The 16,053-nt window shown below is 66.5% G+C and carries 11 protein-coding genes and 1 tRNA gene; 7 read left to right on the top strand and 5 right to left on the bottom strand.

What is annotated here, in order from left to right; all coding sequences use genetic code 11:
- Positions 1 to 155: 155 nt before the first annotated feature.
- Complete coding sequence (locus AC3AOF_RS13715) at positions 156 to 1,109, bottom strand: methyltransferase domain-containing protein (protein ID WP_488348817.1); 954 nt, start codon at positions 1,107 to 1,109, stop codon at positions 156 to 158.
- Between the two features lie 120 nt (positions 1,110 to 1,229).
- On the opposite strand from AC3AOF_RS13715, the gene AC3AOF_RS13710 reads away from it, so the two are divergent.
- From AC3AOF_RS13710 to garD, 3 genes are all read left to right on the top strand, one after another.
- Complete coding sequence (locus AC3AOF_RS13710) at positions 1,230 to 2,135, top strand: LysR family transcriptional regulator (RefSeq protein WP_488348816.1); 906 nt, start codon at positions 1,230 to 1,232, stop codon at positions 2,133 to 2,135.
- A gap of 96 nt (positions 2,136 to 2,231) precedes the next feature.
- A complete protein-coding gene (gene kdgD / locus AC3AOF_RS13705) occupies positions 2,232 to 3,173 on the top strand; it encodes a 5-dehydro-4-deoxyglucarate dehydratase (RefSeq protein ID WP_488348815.1) in 942 nt (313 codons plus the stop codon).
- Between the two features lie 104 nt (positions 3,174 to 3,277).
- Positions 3,278 to 4,861 carry a galactarate dehydratase gene (gene garD / locus AC3AOF_RS13700; protein WP_488348814.1) on the top strand — a complete coding sequence of 528 codons (1,584 nt, stop codon included), beginning with the start codon at positions 3,278 to 3,280 and terminating at the stop codon, positions 4,859 to 4,861.
- Between the two features lie 314 nt (positions 4,862 to 5,175).
- Here the strand turns inward: garD and AC3AOF_RS13695 are convergent, their stop codons facing one another.
- From AC3AOF_RS13695 to AC3AOF_RS13680, 4 genes are all read right to left on the bottom strand, one after another.
- Entirely contained in the window at positions 5,176 to 6,474 is a 1,299-nt protein-coding gene (locus tag AC3AOF_RS13695; RefSeq protein ID WP_488348813.1) for an FRG domain-containing protein, read from the bottom strand.
- Between the two features lie 14 nt (positions 6,475 to 6,488).
- Positions 6,489 to 6,565 (bottom strand) — tRNA-Glu (locus AC3AOF_RS13690).
- Between the two features lie 358 nt (positions 6,566 to 6,923).
- On the bottom strand, positions 6,924 to 8,435 hold the full coding sequence (locus AC3AOF_RS13685) for an HlyD family type I secretion periplasmic adaptor subunit (protein WP_488348812.1): 1,512 nt from the start codon (positions 8,433 to 8,435) through the stop codon (positions 6,924 to 6,926).
- The gene (locus AC3AOF_RS13680) at positions 8,432 to 10,642 is read right to left on the bottom strand and encodes a type I secretion system permease/ATPase (protein WP_488348811.1); all 2,211 of its coding nucleotides are present in this window, start codon (positions 10,640 to 10,642) and stop codon (positions 8,432 to 8,434) included. Before AC3AOF_RS13680 ends, AC3AOF_RS13685 begins: the two co-directional genes overlap by 4 nt.
- Positions 10,643 to 11,201: 559 nt before the next feature.
- On the opposite strand from AC3AOF_RS13680, the gene AC3AOF_RS13675 reads away from it, so the two are divergent.
- The 4 genes from AC3AOF_RS13675 to AC3AOF_RS13660 all read left to right on the top strand — a co-directional run bounded on the left by AC3AOF_RS13675 (position 11,202) and on the right by AC3AOF_RS13660 (position 16,052).
- Complete coding sequence (locus AC3AOF_RS13675) at positions 11,202 to 12,188, top strand: NAD-dependent epimerase/dehydratase family protein (RefSeq protein ID WP_236990286.1); 987 nt, start codon at positions 11,202 to 11,204, stop codon at positions 12,186 to 12,188.
- Positions 12,185 to 12,931: an SDR family oxidoreductase gene (locus AC3AOF_RS13670; protein ID WP_488348810.1), complete on the top strand. Its 747-nt coding sequence runs from the start codon at positions 12,185 to 12,187 to the stop codon at positions 12,929 to 12,931. Before AC3AOF_RS13675 ends, AC3AOF_RS13670 begins: the two co-directional genes overlap by 4 nt.
- A 9-nt stretch (positions 12,932 to 12,940) precedes the next feature.
- Entirely contained in the window at positions 12,941 to 14,329 is a 1,389-nt protein-coding gene (locus AC3AOF_RS13665; protein ID WP_488348809.1) for an NAD(P)-binding domain-containing protein, read from the top strand.
- Between the two features lie 124 nt (positions 14,330 to 14,453).
- Positions 14,454 to 16,052 (top strand): ABC transporter substrate-binding protein, encoded by a 1,599-nt coding sequence (locus tag AC3AOF_RS13660; protein ID WP_488348987.1) that lies wholly within the window; start codon positions 14,454 to 14,456, stop codon positions 16,050 to 16,052.
- Position 16,053 lies beyond the last annotated feature (1 nt).

Here is a 16,053-nt window from a genome sequence, read left to right as displayed (position 1 = left end):
CCCGCGGGGAGAGGGGAAACCCGCGCTTTTTCTCTTTCCCCGGATAGCCTTGCACCCGCGGGGAGAGGAGAATCCGCGCCGAGTCTTTCTTCGAGAGAACCAGTCAGGGAGCAGAAATCTGCCGCCTGTCGGCGCTCCATCGCGCCGGATCGGCCCTACCGCGCGGCAAACGTATCCCGGATCGCCTTTGCGTTGCGGCGGACCATCGGGCGGAGCCAGGCACCCGAGGCGACATAGGCGCCGGGCCGGACCGTCCCGAGGGCGGCGGCGAGATCCTCGGCAAGACCGGTCGTCGGCAGGTCCGGCCCGTCCGACGCGTCGGCCTGCCGGTACACCACCGTCGTGTCCTCGCGCCGATAGGCCGGGTGCGGCACCAGCCCGGCCCGGCGGGCGGCGCGGTCGAGGGTCTCGCGGACGAAGCCGTGGACATGGGCGAAGTGAAAACGCTCGTGCGGCGGCTTGCCCGTCGCCGCCATGTTGGGCACCGCGGCGTAGAGCACGCCCCCCGGCGCGAGCCGGCCGGCCAGACGGACCAGGATGTCGACGGGGTCGCGCAGGTGCTCCAGCACGTGATGGACCGTGACGACGTCGAAGCTCTCGCCGGGCGCGAGGTCGTCGAGCCGGTCGAGCACCCGCGCGCCGTGCTCGGCGCGGGCGTAAGCCCCATAGGTGCGGCCGGGCTCGATCCCGGTCGCATCGCAGCCCCGCCCCCGCGCGGCGGCCAGGAACTCGCCCGATCCGGCGCCGAAATCCAGCACCCGGGCGCCCGGCCGTAAGGCGGGGGCCAGCAGGTCCGCCCGGAACACCGCCTCGCGCCGGGAGCGATTCAAGTGATGGCGCGGCGGGCGCCGGCCGAGGGCGAACTGGTAGGCGGCGCGGTAGGCCGAAGCGTAATAGGCGTCGAGCTCGGCGGCGTTCGGCATCGGGTCGGTGCGGATCAGCCCGCAGCCGGTGCAGGCGACGGAGCGCAGGCGCTTCAGCCGCCGGTCGGTCTCGGCCACGACGAGCGTCTCGGTGCCGCCGCAGAGATTGCACGCCATCCCCTCGCCCCGGTACGGGTAGCGGGTAAAGGGTAAGGCGTGGCGGACGAGGTGGAGCGGCGAGGTCATCGGCGGCCTTCGTGTCGGAGGGCCGTCGGCGGAAAACCGGGACCACAGGAGTGGAACGCGCAAGCACCCGGCCTTCATCCCCCAGGGTCAGGCGCCAGGAGCCGAGGCGCGGAGGCTTCGATGTTCGAACTGAGCCAGTTGCGCTGCTTCGTGGCGGTGGCCGAGGAGTTGCATTTCGGCCGCGCCGCCGAGCGGCTGCACCTGACCCAGCCGCCGGTGAGCCGGCAGATCCAGGTGTTGGAGCGCGTCCTCGACGTCGCGCTCCTCAACCGCACCAGCCGCGCCGTGCGCCTGACCCCGGCCGGGCGCCGCTTCCTCACCGAGGCGCGAAGGATCCTGCGCCTGTCGGACGAGGCGGCGGCGACCGCCCGGCGGGTGGCGGCGGGCCAGGCCGGCAGCGTCACCCTGGGCTTCACGGCGGCCGCCGCCTACCGCACCCTGCCCGACCTGGTGCGGGCGGCGCGCACCCGCCTGCCGGAGGCCGACATCCTGTTGAAGGAGATGGTCAGCGCCGCCCAGGCCGAGGCGCTGGGCGCGCACGGCATCGATCTCGGCCTGATGCGCCCACCCCTGCCACCGGCGGCCGACGGGAGGCTACGCATCGCCCGCGAGACCCTGGTGGCGGCGCTCCCCGACGACCACCCCCTGGCGGCGGGCGAGAGCGTGACGGCGCAGGACATCGCCGCCGAGCCGCTGATCGCCTACGCGCCGGACGAGGCGCGCTACTTCCACGACCTCGTCGGCGACTATTTCGCGGAGGCCGATCTGAGCCCCCGGACGGTGCAGCACCTGGCGCAGATCCACACCATCCTGTCGCTGGTGCGCTCGGGCCTCGGCCTCGCCCTGGTGCCGGAATCGGCGGCCTCGCTGCGGGTCGCCGGCGTGACGCTCCGGCCCCTGGTGCCCGCTCCGCGCCGGCCGGTCGAACTCTACCTCGTCTGGCGCCGCGGCAACGACAACCCGCTGATCCTGATCCTGGCCGAGCTCGCCGGCACGCTCGACGGATCGATGCCGGAATTGGATTGAACCATGCCGACATGGTGCTGGAGCGGCATGGTGCGCGGGCATAGACCTCGCGATGAGCGGGGACAGCCCCGACCTAGACATGAGGAACACGCCCCGATGGCCACCGCGCTCTCGCCCGTCGACGTCGCCCAGCGCCTCGGCGCCGGCCTGCTCTCCTTCCCCGTCACCCCCTTCACCGCCGATTTCGCCTTCGACGAGGCGCAGTACCGCAGCAACCTCGACTGGCTGTGCGGCTACGACGTGGCCGGCCTGTTCGCGGCCGGCGGCACCGGCGAGTTCTTCTCCCTCACCCCGGCCGAGGTCGCCCGCGTCGTCGGCGTCGCGGTGGCCGAGACCGCCGGCCGGGTGCCGGTGCTGGCCGGGGCCGGCTACGGCACCGCCATCGCCTGCGAGATGGCGCAGGCGGCCGAGAAGGCCGGTGCCGACGGCCTCCTGCTGCTGCCGCCCTATCTCGTCGGCTCCGAGCAGGACGGCCTCTCGGCCCATATCGAGGCGGTGTGCCGCGCGACCGGCCTCGGCGTCATCGTCTACAACCGCGACAACGCGGTGATCGGCCCCGACGCCCTGGCGCGGCTCTGCGAGCGGCTGCCGAACCTCGTCGGCTACAAGGACGGCATCGGCGACATCGAGCTGATGACCCGGATCTATTCGCGGCTCGGCGACCGGCTGACCTATGTCGGCGGGTTGCCCACCGCCGAGACCTTCGCCCTGCCCTATCTCGAGATGGGCGTGACCACCTATTCCTCGGCGGTGTTCAACTTCGTGCCGGGCTTCGCGCTCGACTTCTACGCCGCGGTGCGCCGGCGCGACCGGGCGGCGGTGGCGAAAGGCCTGCGCGACTTCATCCTGCCGCTGATCGAGATCCGCAACCGCCGCAAGGGCTACGCCGTCTCGATCATCAAGGCCGGCATGCGGGTGGTCGGGCGCGATTCCGGCCCGGTGCGCCACCCCCTCACCGACCTGACCGCCGCCGAGCAGGCGGACCTCGCCGCCCTCGTCGCCCGCATCGATCGGGCGCAGGCGCTCGCGGCCGAGTAGGACTAAAAAGACAGAAACCGGGCGGTGCCATCCTCGACGGGCGGCACCGTCCTTCGTCGCGAAGAACCGGCGCACCCGACGCCGGCAACACCGGGAGGGAGCCGATGCCGGACGAGCCGCGGACGCCTGAGGGGCATGCCACCCCGGAGGCCGCCCTTGCGCCGCGGGGCGATGCGCCGCGCACGATCCGCCTCCACGAGGCCGACAACGTCGCCATCGTGGTCAATGCCTTCGGGCTGCCGGCCGGCACGGCCTTTCCCGACGGCCTCACCTTGCGGGAATTCGTGCCGCAGGGCCACAAGGTGGCGCTCCGGGACATTCCGGAGGGCGGGGAGATCCGCCGCTACGGCGAGGTGATCGGCACCGCCCTCCAGTCCCTGCCCCGCGGGTCCTGGGTCGAGGAATCGCGGGTGCAGACGCCGCTCGCGCCCGCCCTCGACCAATTGCCGCTCGCCACCCGCGTGCCGGCCCCCCTGCCGCCGCTCGACGGCTACACCTTCGAGGGCTATCGCAATCCGGACGGCTCGGTCGGCACCCGCAACATCCTGGCGATCTCGACCAGCGTGCAATGCGTCGCCGGCACCCTCGAAGTGGCGATCCGGCGGATCAAGCAGGAGCTGCTGCCGCGCTTTCCCAATGTCGACGACGTGATCGGGCTGACCCACGCCTATGGCTGCGGCGTCGCCATCAACGCGCCGCAGGCGGTGATCCCGATCCGCACCCTCCAGAGCCTGGCCCGGAACCCGAATTTCGGCGGCGAGGTGATAGTGGTCGGACTCGGCTGCGAGAAGCTGGTCTCCGAGCGGCTGCTGCCGGCCGGGCAAGGCGACGGCGTGGTACGGCTTCAGGACGAGGCTCACCAGGGCTTCGGGATGATGCTCGACAGCATCATGGCGATGGCGGAAGCCCGCCTCGCGATCCTGAACAGGCGCACCCGCGAGACCTGCCCCGCCGCCGACCTCGTGGTCGGGCTGCAATGCGGCGGCAGCGACGCCTTCTCGGGCGTCACCGCCAACCCGGCCCTGGGCTTTGCCGCCGATCTCCTGGTGCGGGCCGGCGCCACGGTACTATTCTCGGAAGTCACCGAGGTGCGCGACGCGATCCACCTCCTCACCCCCCGGGCCGAGACCGAGGCGGTGGCCCGCGCGCTCATCCGCGAGATGGCCTGGTACGACGACTACCTGGCCCAAGGCGGGGCCGACCGCAGCGCCAATCCCTCCCCCGGCAACAAGAAGGGCGGGCTCAACAACATCGTCGAGAAGGCGCTGGGCTCGGTGGCGAAATCCGGCACCAGCGCGATCCGCGGCGTGCTCGCCCCGGGCGAGCGGGTGCGCCAGAAGGGCCTGATCTTCGCCGCGACCCCGGCGAGCGACTTCGTCTGCGGCACGCTGCAGCTTGCCTCCGGCATCACCCTCCAGGTCTTCTCGACCGGCCGCGGCACGCCCTATGGGCTGGCTGAGGCGCCGGTGATCAAGGTCGCGACCCGCACCGAACTCTCGCAGCGCTGGTCCGACCTGATCGACCTCGACGCCGGCAAGATCGCCACCGGCGAGGCGACGATCGAGGAGACCGGCTGGGAGCTGTTTCGCCTGATCCTCGACGTGGCGAGCGGCGCCAAGAAGCCGTGGTCGGATCATTGGGGGCTATACAACGACCTGACGTTGTTCAACCCGGCGCCGATCACTTGAGAGCCTGTTTGAGCTGGTCAACAGTATTTACACCCTCTTCGTCATTATAGCACAGCGGAGCTAGGAACTCAGAACCGCGAATGGTTCAGAACAGAGCGCCTCTCGCTCTGCTTCATTATCTTTCACTTGCGTTTGTAGATCCCATACTATGCTGCAAAATTTTTAAATAACGCAATATTTATAATGTGTGCGCCGACTTATCAAATAATATTTCAAGAATATGGAAATATATACCATCTGCCACTAGTGAATTGCTTGCAATATGATAAATTATAAGTGCATATCGTTACAAAAATTGTCTAAATAACAATATTTTAATAATTTTTTGGCAACAAAAACCTTTTATTGATTGATTTCCCCAAACTATCCATATCTCTAAACAAGCTGAATTTATCGAACGGAATCATTGTCGATATGAAAAATGCTCCATAGCACGCTGCGAACTTGCTTATTTCGACTTTTCTTATAACAGCTCTTGATTTAGTTTCTCTTCGTTCCGCAACTTGATAGTATAAATCTGTCAAATTTGCACCATGAACAGTAAACATCCCACTTTGTGAAGCTATACGATCATCCCTCCAAGGAGAATAAATCGGAACCGGCTTCTTGAAAGGCCATTTTGATTGATGAAAAATTTTAAAATAGTCAAAATCTTTCTCTAGAGAAAGGTCCATAATGCTATCCCGGCCAGTTGATTCCTCCGCCAATCGATACGGGTTCATAACCCAGAGGCAGGGGATTTCTAGAGATTCGGCCTTAAAATTCATTTCTTCCATTAGGTCAGACAAAGATTTTGATTTATCCTTTAATTTATTATACAAATCAATATATTTTTCTAACGCAAACCAAATTCCAACAGAAAGATTTTCCGACCAATCAAGCAACCGCGTAAGAACGCCATAGTGCTGCATCCGAGCGAGAACTTGCCATGAATTTCCTAAATCACTCTTCCAACGAAAATTAAAATCAATAAAAGCTTCTTTCTCTCCGGGAATAATTGATACGATCGATTTTATTTTATTGATGTTTTTACTTAAAGAAAGATCGAGTTGAAATATTTTTTTCCTATTTATATCTTCTGCCTTATCCATGTCATCTTTCTTAATAGATTTGATGGCCTCCGTAATAGAAATTTTGTCGTTGCTGAAGGGGCGACATAACAAGTTATTCTTTTGACACATTGCTGAAAATTCGTCGTATTTAAGGTAAGAAATATATGATTGGTCGCGACTGGCCTGGCCTGCTTCGCTACGGATGCGACTAATATTATCACAATCACGCTTCAAAGCCTTCGCTTCAATTTTTAGCCGCTCGTAATCTGCAATGATATCTGCCGCCTGATTGATCTGCCTAAGTGTAAGATTTAAATAAGCGGGAGAATGTGGATTTATTAATTTTGTTAATTTATAAATAATGATTTCACGATCTTTGTTTTTTATTTCAACACTTTCAGGGTATGATACGAAATGCCTAATCAAAGTCGGATAGAGAAGCCAATTAATATCTTGATGTCCTCTATACCAAGCACTAGATATCGAGCAACGAAGCTCTCGTCGAGCCGTGTCGACATCTTCTAAAAAATCTGCCCACTCGAACTTGCCAGGAGTAATCACAAAATCTCCTATGCTGGTGGGCCTGAATGGATTCGAACCACTGCCCTCCGGATTAGAGATTCCGGCGCTCTACCAACTGAGCTACAGGCCCACATCCCTACGTTATCACATCAAATGCATATGAAAAGGGGCTTTCTAACGGACACCGACGATGAGAACAAATTAAATCAAATCTCGTTTAAGGCAGATATAATAGCATCATGCATAAAGTAAAAATTCTTGCAAGAACATCTTTTACGTGCTGGATATTGATAAAAATCGATAATAACACAATACCTCAAATTTATTATACAATACATTTTATTTATTTGCCGTTAAATCAAAATTCATTATACTTAATTTAGTAATTAGCAATATGATTTAGTAAATTACAATGAGTAAAGTCAATAGAAAATTAGACAAATCGTTGTGATGATAAGGACTTCGCGATGAATTTTTATTATCTCCCTTTATCGCTCATGCCCCGCGGTCGAGGTCGTCTCCCTTACCGGCGACAGCAGATAATCGATCACCCGTCGCCGCCCGGTCCGGATCTCCACCGTCGCGGTCATGCCCGGCGTCAGGGCCACCTCCTTGCCGTCGGCCTTGATGAAGGTCTGGGAGAGCGCCACCGTCACCGGGAAGATCAGGTTCTGGGTCTTCTGCGTGCCCGTCACCGGGTTCACGCCCTGACCGCGCGCCACCGACAAGGCGTCGCTGCCGCCGCCCGCCTCGCGGTCGTCGACCGCGTCGCGCGAGACCCTCACCACCTTGCCCTCGATCGAGCCGTAGCGGGTGAACGGGAAGGCGTCGATCTTCACCACCGCCTCCTGGCCGGGCAGGATGAAGCCGATATCCTTGTTCTGGACCTGGGCCTCGACCTCGATCGGCCCGTCCGTCGGCACCACCACCATCAGGGGCTGGCCGGCGGTGACCACCTGGCCGAGCGTCGTCACGGCGAGCTGCTGCACCGTGCCGGAGATCGGTGCCTTGAGCGTGGTGCGCTCGCGCTTGAGCGTGGCCTTCACCACGTCCTGCACCAGGGCGTCGCGCTTCTGCGCCGCTTCCGTCAGGGCCTGGTACTGGCGCGCCACGGTCTCGCTGGTGAGCTGGGTGATGCGGCGCTGGAGCGAGACGGCGCCGGCCTTGGCCTCGGTCAGCTGTCCGCGGTCATACGCGAGGTCGGCCGCCACCTGCTCGACCTGCTGCACCGCGTCGATCACCGCCGCCCGGGTGCCGGCGGATTTGGCGACCAGGGTCTCGCGCATGTCGGCACGCTCCCTCAACACCGCCTGGAGGCGCATCCGGGCCGCGATGCTGGCGGTGAAGCGCTCCTGCGTCGCGACCTTCTCGGCGAGTTGCGCCTCGAACGCCTCGCGGGTGGTGATGTACTGTCCGATCTCGGCCAGCATCGCGCCCTCCTCGCGGGCCCGCACCGCCGGCGGTATGTCGGCCGGGAAGCCGACCTTGATGGTGGGCAGGTTCTTCTCCACCGCCTCGATCGTGGCGCGGCGCCGGGCGATCTGGGCCTCCAACGCCGCGAGGTCGCCCTGGCGCGAGGACAGGTCGGCCTCGGCCTCGGTCGGCTCCAGGGTCAGGAGCACGTCGCCGGCCTGGACCCGGCTGCCGTTCTCGACCGCGATGGTCTGGACCTTGCCGGTGTCGAAGGGCTGCACGACCTTCGAGCGGCCGGAGGGCTGGATGCGGGCGGTCGCCACCGCGTGGATGTCGATCTGGGCGAAGATGCTCCAGACGAGCGCCGCCCCGAACATCAGGCACATGACCCAGGTGAACACCACCGCGTAGGGAGAGGGCGGGGTGTCGAGGATCTCGAGATGCGCCGGCAGGAATTCCTGGTCGGAGCGATCGTCGGCGAGCCGCCGCACGCGGTCGCTGAGCCCGCGCGGGCTGAAGCGGGCCGGCGGCGGGGGCTGGCGCCGCGGCGTCGGCAGGTTGGCGGCGGGTTGCGGGTTGGCGCTCACGCGGCCTCTCCCTGGGCGTTGCCGTGGTCGGATTGCAGGCGCCAGAGGCGGCCGTAGAGCGAGGCCGGCCGCTCGACGAGTTCACGGTGGGTGCCGTCCTCGACGATGCGCCCCTCCTGCACCGCGATGATGCGGTCGCAGATCCGCACCGCCGCGAGGCGGTGGGCGATGATGATGACGGTCCGCCCGCGCACGATGTGCTTCATGTTCTCCTGGATGATCCGCTCGCTCTCGTAGTCGAGGGCCGAGGTCGCCTCGTCCAGGATCAGGATGCGCGGGTTGGTGGCGAGCGCCCGCGCGATGGCGAGCCGCTGGCGCTGACCGCCCGAGAGATTGGCGCCGCGCTCCTCGATCGGCGTGTCGTAGCCGAGCGGCAGCCGGTTGATGAACTCGTCGGCGCCGGCGAGACGGGCCACCTGCATCACCTGCGCCCGCGACAGGCCGGGATTGGCGAGCGCGATGTTCTCGAACACCGTCTTGTTGAACAGGAGGTTCTCCTGGAGCACGACGCCGATCTGGCGCCGCAGCCAGGCCGGATCGACCTGGGCGATATCGACGCCGTCGACCAGCACCTGGCCCTTCTCCGGCACGTAGAGGCGCTGGAGCAGCTTGGTGAAGGTCGACTTGCCCGATCCCGAGGGCCCGACGATGCCGATGACCTGGCCGGCCGGGATGTCGAGGCTGACGTCCTTCAGGACCTCCGGGGTGCCGGGCTGGTAGCGGAACGACACGCCCCGCACCGTGACCTGGCCCTTGGCCGGCGGCAGGTGGGCCTGGGCGAGCGCCCGGGTCTCCGGCGGGCAGTTGAGCACGTCGGCGAGGCGCTCCAGCGACACCTTGACCTGCTGGAAGTCCTGCCAGAGCTGGGACAGGCGCAGGATCGGGGCGGTCACCTGCCCCATGATCATGTTGAAGGCGATCAGGCTGCCGACGGTCAACTCGCCGTTCATCACCGCGTAGGCGCCGAAGAACAGCACGAGCGCGGTCGTGACCTTGGAGATGTACTGGATCGCGTTCTGGCCGATGCTGGCGATGAGGCCGGCGACGAACGAGGTCTTGACGTAGGCGGCGAGCCGCTCGTCCCACTGGCTCTTGAGCGTGGGTTCGACGGCGAGCGCCTTAATGGTGTGGATGCCGACCACCGACTCGATCAGGAACTGGCTCGACAGGGCCGAGCGGTTGAAGCGCTCGAGCGTCTTGTCGCGCAGGATCGGCCGCAGCAGCACCGCCACCAGGATGTAGCAGGGGATCGACAGGGTGACGATCAGCGCGAGCAGCGGCGAATAGAAGTACAGGATGGCGAGGAAGAGCAGGGTGAAGGGGACGTCGATCGCCGAGGTGAGCGCCTGGCCGGTGAGGAAGTTGCGCACCGTCTCCAGTTCGCGCACGCGGGCGACGGTCTGGCCGGCGGGCCTGGTCTCGAAATAGCCGAGCGGCAGGCGCATCAGGTGGTCGAACAGCCGCGCGCCGAGCTCGACGTCGATCCGGCTCGCCGTATGGGTGAGGATATAGCCGCGCAAGTATTGCAGCACGACGTGGAACAGGCCGAGCACCACGAGGCCGACCGCGACCAGCGTCAGGGTCGAGTAGCCGCGGTGGACCAGCACCTTGTCGATGGTGATCTGGAAGAAGATCGGGGTGATGAGGGCGCAGAGCTGGATGAACAGCGAGGCGACCAGCACCGTGACGAGCGGCTTGCGGTAGCGCCAGACCGAGGGGACGAACCAGGTCAGGCCGAAATTGTGCAGTGCCGTCTGGATGTTGGCACGGCGTGCGACGAGCACGACGGTGCCGGTCCAGCGGGGCAGGAAGGCCTCGGCCTCGACATGCTCGGCCGTGCGGGCGACCGGATCGATGATCCGGAGCTTGCCGTCCTCGAAGCGGCGGCCGAGGACGACGAAATGGCCGTCATCGACCTCGAGGATCGCCGGGAGCGGGATGCTCTCCAGACGGGCGGGCTTCTGTTTCTGCAGCAGGCGGCCCTTGAGGCCGAGCCGCCGCGCCCCACGTACGATGTCGACGCCGCCCATCGGGTTCTGGCCGAGGCCGAGATCGTGGCGGACCTGCGCCGGCTCGCACGGGATCTGATGGAACGAGGCGACGAGGGCGAGGGCGCCGAGACCGGAATCGGGCCGGGCCGCCGGTAGCTCCCCGGGTCCGGGACCCGATTGGCCGGGGCCGGCCTGTGCGGCCGCGTCTTGCACCATGTCCCGTCCCCTCAAGCTCCGCGGCGCGGCCGTGCCGACGCCAGCTTCATGCCGCGCTCCATCCCGGACCGCAACGTATACGAGAATCCGACCGTTCGTGACCAGCTTGGAGTCGCCCGAGGCGGCACAGTTCCGCACGGTTCGCGGGCCGCGATTGTTTCACGCCGGCTGCGTCGGGAAATCTCTTGGCCGGGGCGGGTGATGGTTTCATGACAATCCGGCGGCGGGCCGCGCCGGCAACTTGCCTCTCCCGCAATTGCGGCGATCCGCCGGCCTGTGGGCAAGCCGCGGACGCGACGAACGCGGCGGCCGGCCGCGGACGAAACGTCGCGCAGGCTCAGAAGCGTCGGGCGAGGTCCCATCTCGATATCAGAACGACGCAGCTCGGTGTTTCCGGGATTTTCCGCAATTCCCACCCCGCGCCTGATCGAGAGACGAACCCACAGGTTGCAGGCTGCTCGCCGGCCCACTTCGTGCATGATGCCGTGACGGATCGACCACGAGGACAGCGCGTGCCGGCATCTCCCCACCACGACGACGCATTCGCAAAGATGCCGGCGTGAGCACCGTCATCCTGGGAGGTGCCGGCTTCGTCGGGTTGAACCTCGCCGATGCCCTGCTCGGGCGCGGCCTCGCCGTGCGGGTCCTCGACCGGGCCCCGCCCCCGGTGCCGCTCCTGCGGGCACTCGCCGCACGGCCCGGCCCCCTCTCCCTCGACATCGGCGACGTGACCGACCCGGGCGCCCTCGCCGCGGCGATCCGGCCGGGCACCGACGCGGTGGTGATCGCCGCCGCGGTGACGGCGGATGCCGCCCGCGAGGCTGCCGATCCGGGCTCGATCCTCGCCGTCAATCTCGGCGCGATGGTGCCGATCCTCGAGGCCTGCCGGCGGGCAGGGGTGCGCCGGGTGGTGAACCTGTCCTCGGCGGCAGCGTACGGCGCGGTGCCGGCGGAGGTGCTGTCGGAGGATCTGCCCGTGCAGCCGGAGAGCCTATACGCCGCCACCAAGTTCGCTTCCGAGAAAGTCCTGTCGCGACTCTGCGGCCATTGGGGCCTCGACGGGGTGAGCGTGCGCCTGAGCGCCGTGTTCGGGCCGTTCGAGCGCGACACCGCTTTGCGCGACACCCTGAGCCCGCAGGCGCAGATCTGGGCGGCCGCGCAAGGAGGCACCCCGGCCCTGCTGCCGCGGCCGGGCTGGCGCGACTGGCTCTACGCGCCGGACGCGGCGCAAGCGGTCGCGCGGCTGATCGCGGCGGAGCGGCCGGCCCATCCTCTCTACAACGTGTCGAGCCCCACGATCTGGCCGGTCCTGGCCTGGGGCGAGCGGCTGGCGGCGAATCGCGATCTGGTGCGGCCGGGCTTCGTCTGCCGCCTCGCGGAAGCCGGCGAAACCCCGACGGTGTCGCTCCACGGCGACCGCGACCGGCCGCCGCTCGCCACCGGCCGGTTGCGCGACGAACTCGGCTGGGAGGCGGCGCACGGCCTCGATTCATCTGCCGACGCGTTCCTGGCCTGGCAGACACAAGTCCGGGAGGATCCGCGATGAGGCTCGACGGCAAGGTGGCGGTGGTGACAGGGGGCGGCTCCGGCATCGGTGCCGCGACGGCGCGGATTCTGTCGGAATCCGGCGCCCGGGTGGCGGTGATCGACAGGGACGGCCCGGCGGCAGAAGCCGTCGCGGCCGAGATCGGCGGCCTCGCCCGCGCCTCGGATGTCGGCGATCCTGCGACCGTGGCGGAGGATGCGGCGGCCATCGTCGCGTCCCTCGGCGGCATCGACGTGCTGGTAACGGCGGCGGGGTTCTCGGTCGGCGGCACCGTCGAGACCACCGCGCCCGAAGATTGGGACGCGGTGTTCCGCGCCCATGTCGGCGGGACCTGGCTCTGGGCCAAGGCAGCAATCCCCCTGATGCGGGCACGCGGCGGCGGCTCCATCGTCACGGTCGCCTCGCAGCTGGCGCTCGCCGGCGGGCGCGGCAACAGCGCCTACATCGCCGCCAAGGGCGCGGTGATCAGCCTCTCCCGCACCATGGCGCTCGACTTTGCCGGCGACGGCATCCGGGTCAACGCCGTGGTGCCGGGCGCCATCGAGACGCCGCTCCTCGCCCGCAGCTTCCGGCGCGCCCCCGACCCGGCCGCAGCCCGCGCGGCCTCCGAAGCCCGGCACGCGATGAGACGCCTCGGACAGCCCGAGGAGGTCGCCCGGGCCATCCTCTACCTCGCCAGTCCCGCTTCCTCCTTCACCACCGGCGCCGCCCTGCCGGTGGAGGGCGGCTGGCTCTCCGCCTGAAGGACCCGCATGTCCCTCGACGCTCTTCTGCTCCGCGTCCGCGACGAAATCGCCCGCACGGCCCATCCCCGCGCGCCCTGGCTCACGCCCCGCACCGGCCCGGACGGCCGACCCGCCCACGACGTGATCGTGGTCGGGGCCGGCCAATCCGGCCTCGCCATCGCCTTCGGGCTGATGCGGGCGCAGGTGACCAATATCCTGGTTCTCGATCGGGCTTGTAAGGGCCTCGAAGGCCCCTGGCTCACCTATGCGCGGATGCGGACCTTACGCAGCCCGAAGGATTTTACGGGACCCGATCTCGGCCTGCCGGCGCTCACCTATCAATCCTGGCACGAGGCCCGCTACGGGCAGGCCGCCTGGGAGGCGCTGGACCTGATCCCCCGGGAGGATTGGGCCGCGTATCTCGCCTTCGTGCGCGAGGCGACCGGCGTGCCGGTCGAGAACGGCGTGACCGTCACGCGCATCGCGCCGGCCGATGGCCTCCTGGCGGTGACGGATTCGCACGGCAGCGTGCGCCATGCCCGCAAGGTCGTGCTCGCCACCGGCCAGGAGGGCGCCGGGCGCTGGGCCTTGCCCGAAGCCCTCTGCGACCTTCCCCCGGAGCGCGTCGCCCGCACCGACGACGCGATCGACGTCGCGGGCCTCGCCGGGAAACGCGTCGCGGTGATCGGCGCCGGCGCCTCGGCCTTCGACAACGCCGCCACGGCGCTGGAAGCCGGCGCCGCCGCGGTGACCCTGCTGTGCCGGCGGGCGGAGGCGCAGGTGGTCCAGCCCTATCGCTGGCTGACCTTCGCGGGCTTCCTGCGCCATCTCGGCGATCTCGACGATGCCTGGCGCTGGCGCTTCATGAGCGCAGTGATGGGCCTGCGCGAGGGATTTCCGCAGGCGACCTGGGACCGCTGCGCCCGGCACCCGAATTTCCGCTTCCTCCCCGGCGCCCCCGTCGGCGCGGCGCGGATGGAGGGCGGCGCGGTCGTCCTCGACACGCCGCGGGGGGTGGTGAGCGCCGACCTCGTGATCGCCGCCACCGGCATCGCTGTCGATTACACCGCGCGGCCCGAATTGTTAGCGTTTGCCCACAACATCGCCACCTGGGGCGACCGCTACGCCCCGCCGCCCGAGGAGCGCGACGATCGGCTGGCCGCCTATCCGTATCTCGGCGACGATTACGCCTTCACCGAGCGCGAGCCCGGCCTGACGCCGTGGATCCGCGACATCCACCTGTTCGGCATCGCCTCGACGGTGAGCCACGGCCCCTCCGGCTCGTCGATCAACGCCATGACGACCGCCGTGCCCCGCCTCGTCTCCGGCCTCACCCGCGGGCTGTTCACCGCCGACCTCGACCGGCACTGGGCCGACTTCCGGGCCTACGACGTGCCCCAGGCGGTGCTGCGTTGAGCCTTCACGTTAGCTCTTGCCCCCGGCTCGTCCCTGGTCTCGAATGGCACCCGCTGGAACGGCCCTTGCTAGAAGGCCGACCGATCAGGGATGCAGGGAAGGAAGCGGCGTGACGAAGACCAGCATGCGGACGGCCGGCCTCGCGGCGGCTTTGCTCACGGCCCTCGTCGTGGCGGAGCCTGCCCGGGCCCAGAGCCGGGCCGAGACCCTGCGCTACGTCACGGGAGCCGCGGTCAATACCCTCGACCCGACCATGCCGGGCACCACCCGCGAGGCCTTCGCGATCAGCCTCAGCACGTATGACCGCCTCGTCACCTTCGGCCGCAAGAAGCTCGGCGACAACTGGGTGTTCGACCTTGATTCGGTGCGCGGCGAGCTGGCCGAGCGTTACGAGGTCAGCCCCGACGGCCTGACCCTCACCTTTTACTTGCGCAAGGACGCCAAGTTCCAGGACGGCACACCGGTCACGGCCGACGACGTGAAGTGGTCGCTCGACCGCGCCGTCTCGGCGAAGTCGCTCGCCGCACCGCAGCTCCTCACCGGCTCGCTCACCAGCCCCGACCAGTTCACGGTGGTCGATCCCCACACCTTCAAGGTCACGCTGCCGAAGCCCGACCGGCTGGCGCTGCCGAACCTCGCGACCGTCTACGCCATCGTCATCAATTCCAAGGTCGCCAAGTCGCACGCGACGCCGGAAGACCCCTGGGCGCAAGCCTGGCTCAAGGACCACGCCGTCGGCAGCGGCGCCTACAGCGTCGACGTGTTCAAGCCCGGCGAGCAGGTGGTGCTCAAGCGCAATGCCGACTGGACGGGCGCCGCGCCGGACAAGCCCGCCGGCTTCAAGCGCATCATCGCCCAGACCATCCCCGACCCGGCGACCCGCGCCAACCTCGTCGAGAAGGGCGACGCCGACATCGTCATCGACCTCCAGGCCAACGACGCGCTGGCGCTGAAGGAGCGCGGCAAGCTGAAGGTGATCGCCACGCCGCAATTCAACGCGGTGACGCTGATCTCCTTCAACACCAAGATGCCGCCCTTCGACAAGGTCGAGGTGCGCCAGGCGCTCGCCTACGCCCTGCCCTACGATTCGATGTTCAAGGCCGCCCTGTTCGGCCGCGGCAAGCCGCTCTTCGGCGCGACCTGGGGCGAGGGCGACCCTGCCCCCGTCTTCCCCGTGGCGCAGCCGGTCACCCTCGATCTGCCGAGGGCCAAGGCGCTGCTCGCCAAGGCCGGATTGCCGGACGGGTTCTCGACCACCTTCAGCTTCAATGTCGGCCAGGCCGCCACCGCCGAGCCGATGGCCGCGTTGATCCGCGAATCGCTCGAAAAAATCGGCGTCAAGGTCGAAATCCAGAAGCTGCCCGACGCGCAGATGTCGACGCAGGTGAGCGAGAAGAAGCTGCCGTTCTTCACCGAGGGCATCGTCGCCTGGCTGCCCTCGCCGGATTACTTCTACCGCAACTTCTACACCGGCAACCAGCGCTGGAACTACAGCTCGATCGACGATCCCGAGATCAACGAACTCGCCGCCAAGGCACGGTTCGAGCGTGATCCGGCGAAATACGACGACGACGCCCGCGCCCTGAACCGGCGCCACCTCGCCCTGATGCCGCAGATCCCGATCTGGCAGCCGAACCAGGATGCCGTGATGGCGCAATCGGTCGATGGCTACACCTACCAGTTCCACCGCCAGGTCGATTACCGCGACCTGTCGAGGAAGTAGG

Source organism: Methylobacterium sp. 142-1Y (genome assembly GCF_057747795.1).
The sequence above is the reverse complement of the archived record's forward strand: the minus strand, read 5'-3'. Positions and strand labels throughout refer to the sequence as shown.

Bases quoted from the DNA above. Each gene is read 5' to 3' on its own strand.
- AC3AOF_RS13715 (WP_488348817.1), bottom strand. From the start codon at position 1,109: ATGACCTCGCCGCTCCACCTCGTCCGCCACGCCTTACCCTTTACCCGC.
- AC3AOF_RS13710 (WP_488348816.1), top strand. From the start codon at position 1,230: ATGTTCGAACTGAGCCAGTTGCGCTGCTTCGTGGCGGTGGCCGAGGAG.
- kdgD (WP_488348815.1), top strand. From the start codon at position 2,232: ATGGCCACCGCGCTCTCGCCCGTCGACGTCGCCCAGCGCCTCGGCGCC.
- garD (WP_488348814.1), top strand. From the start codon at position 3,278: ATGCCGGACGAGCCGCGGACGCCTGAGGGGCATGCCACCCCGGAGGCC.
- AC3AOF_RS13680 (WP_488348811.1), bottom strand. From the start codon at position 10,642: ATGGTGCAAGACGCGGCCGCACAGGCCGGCCCCGGCCAATCGGGTCCC.
- AC3AOF_RS13670 (WP_488348810.1), top strand. From the start codon at position 12,185: ATGAGGCTCGACGGCAAGGTGGCGGTGGTGACAGGGGGCGGCTCCGGC.
- AC3AOF_RS13665 (WP_488348809.1), top strand. From the start codon at position 12,941: ATGTCCCTCGACGCTCTTCTGCTCCGCGTCCGCGACGAAATCGCCCGC.
- AC3AOF_RS13660 (WP_488348987.1), top strand. From the start codon at position 14,454: ATGCGGACGGCCGGCCTCGCGGCGGCTTTGCTCACGGCCCTCGTCGTG.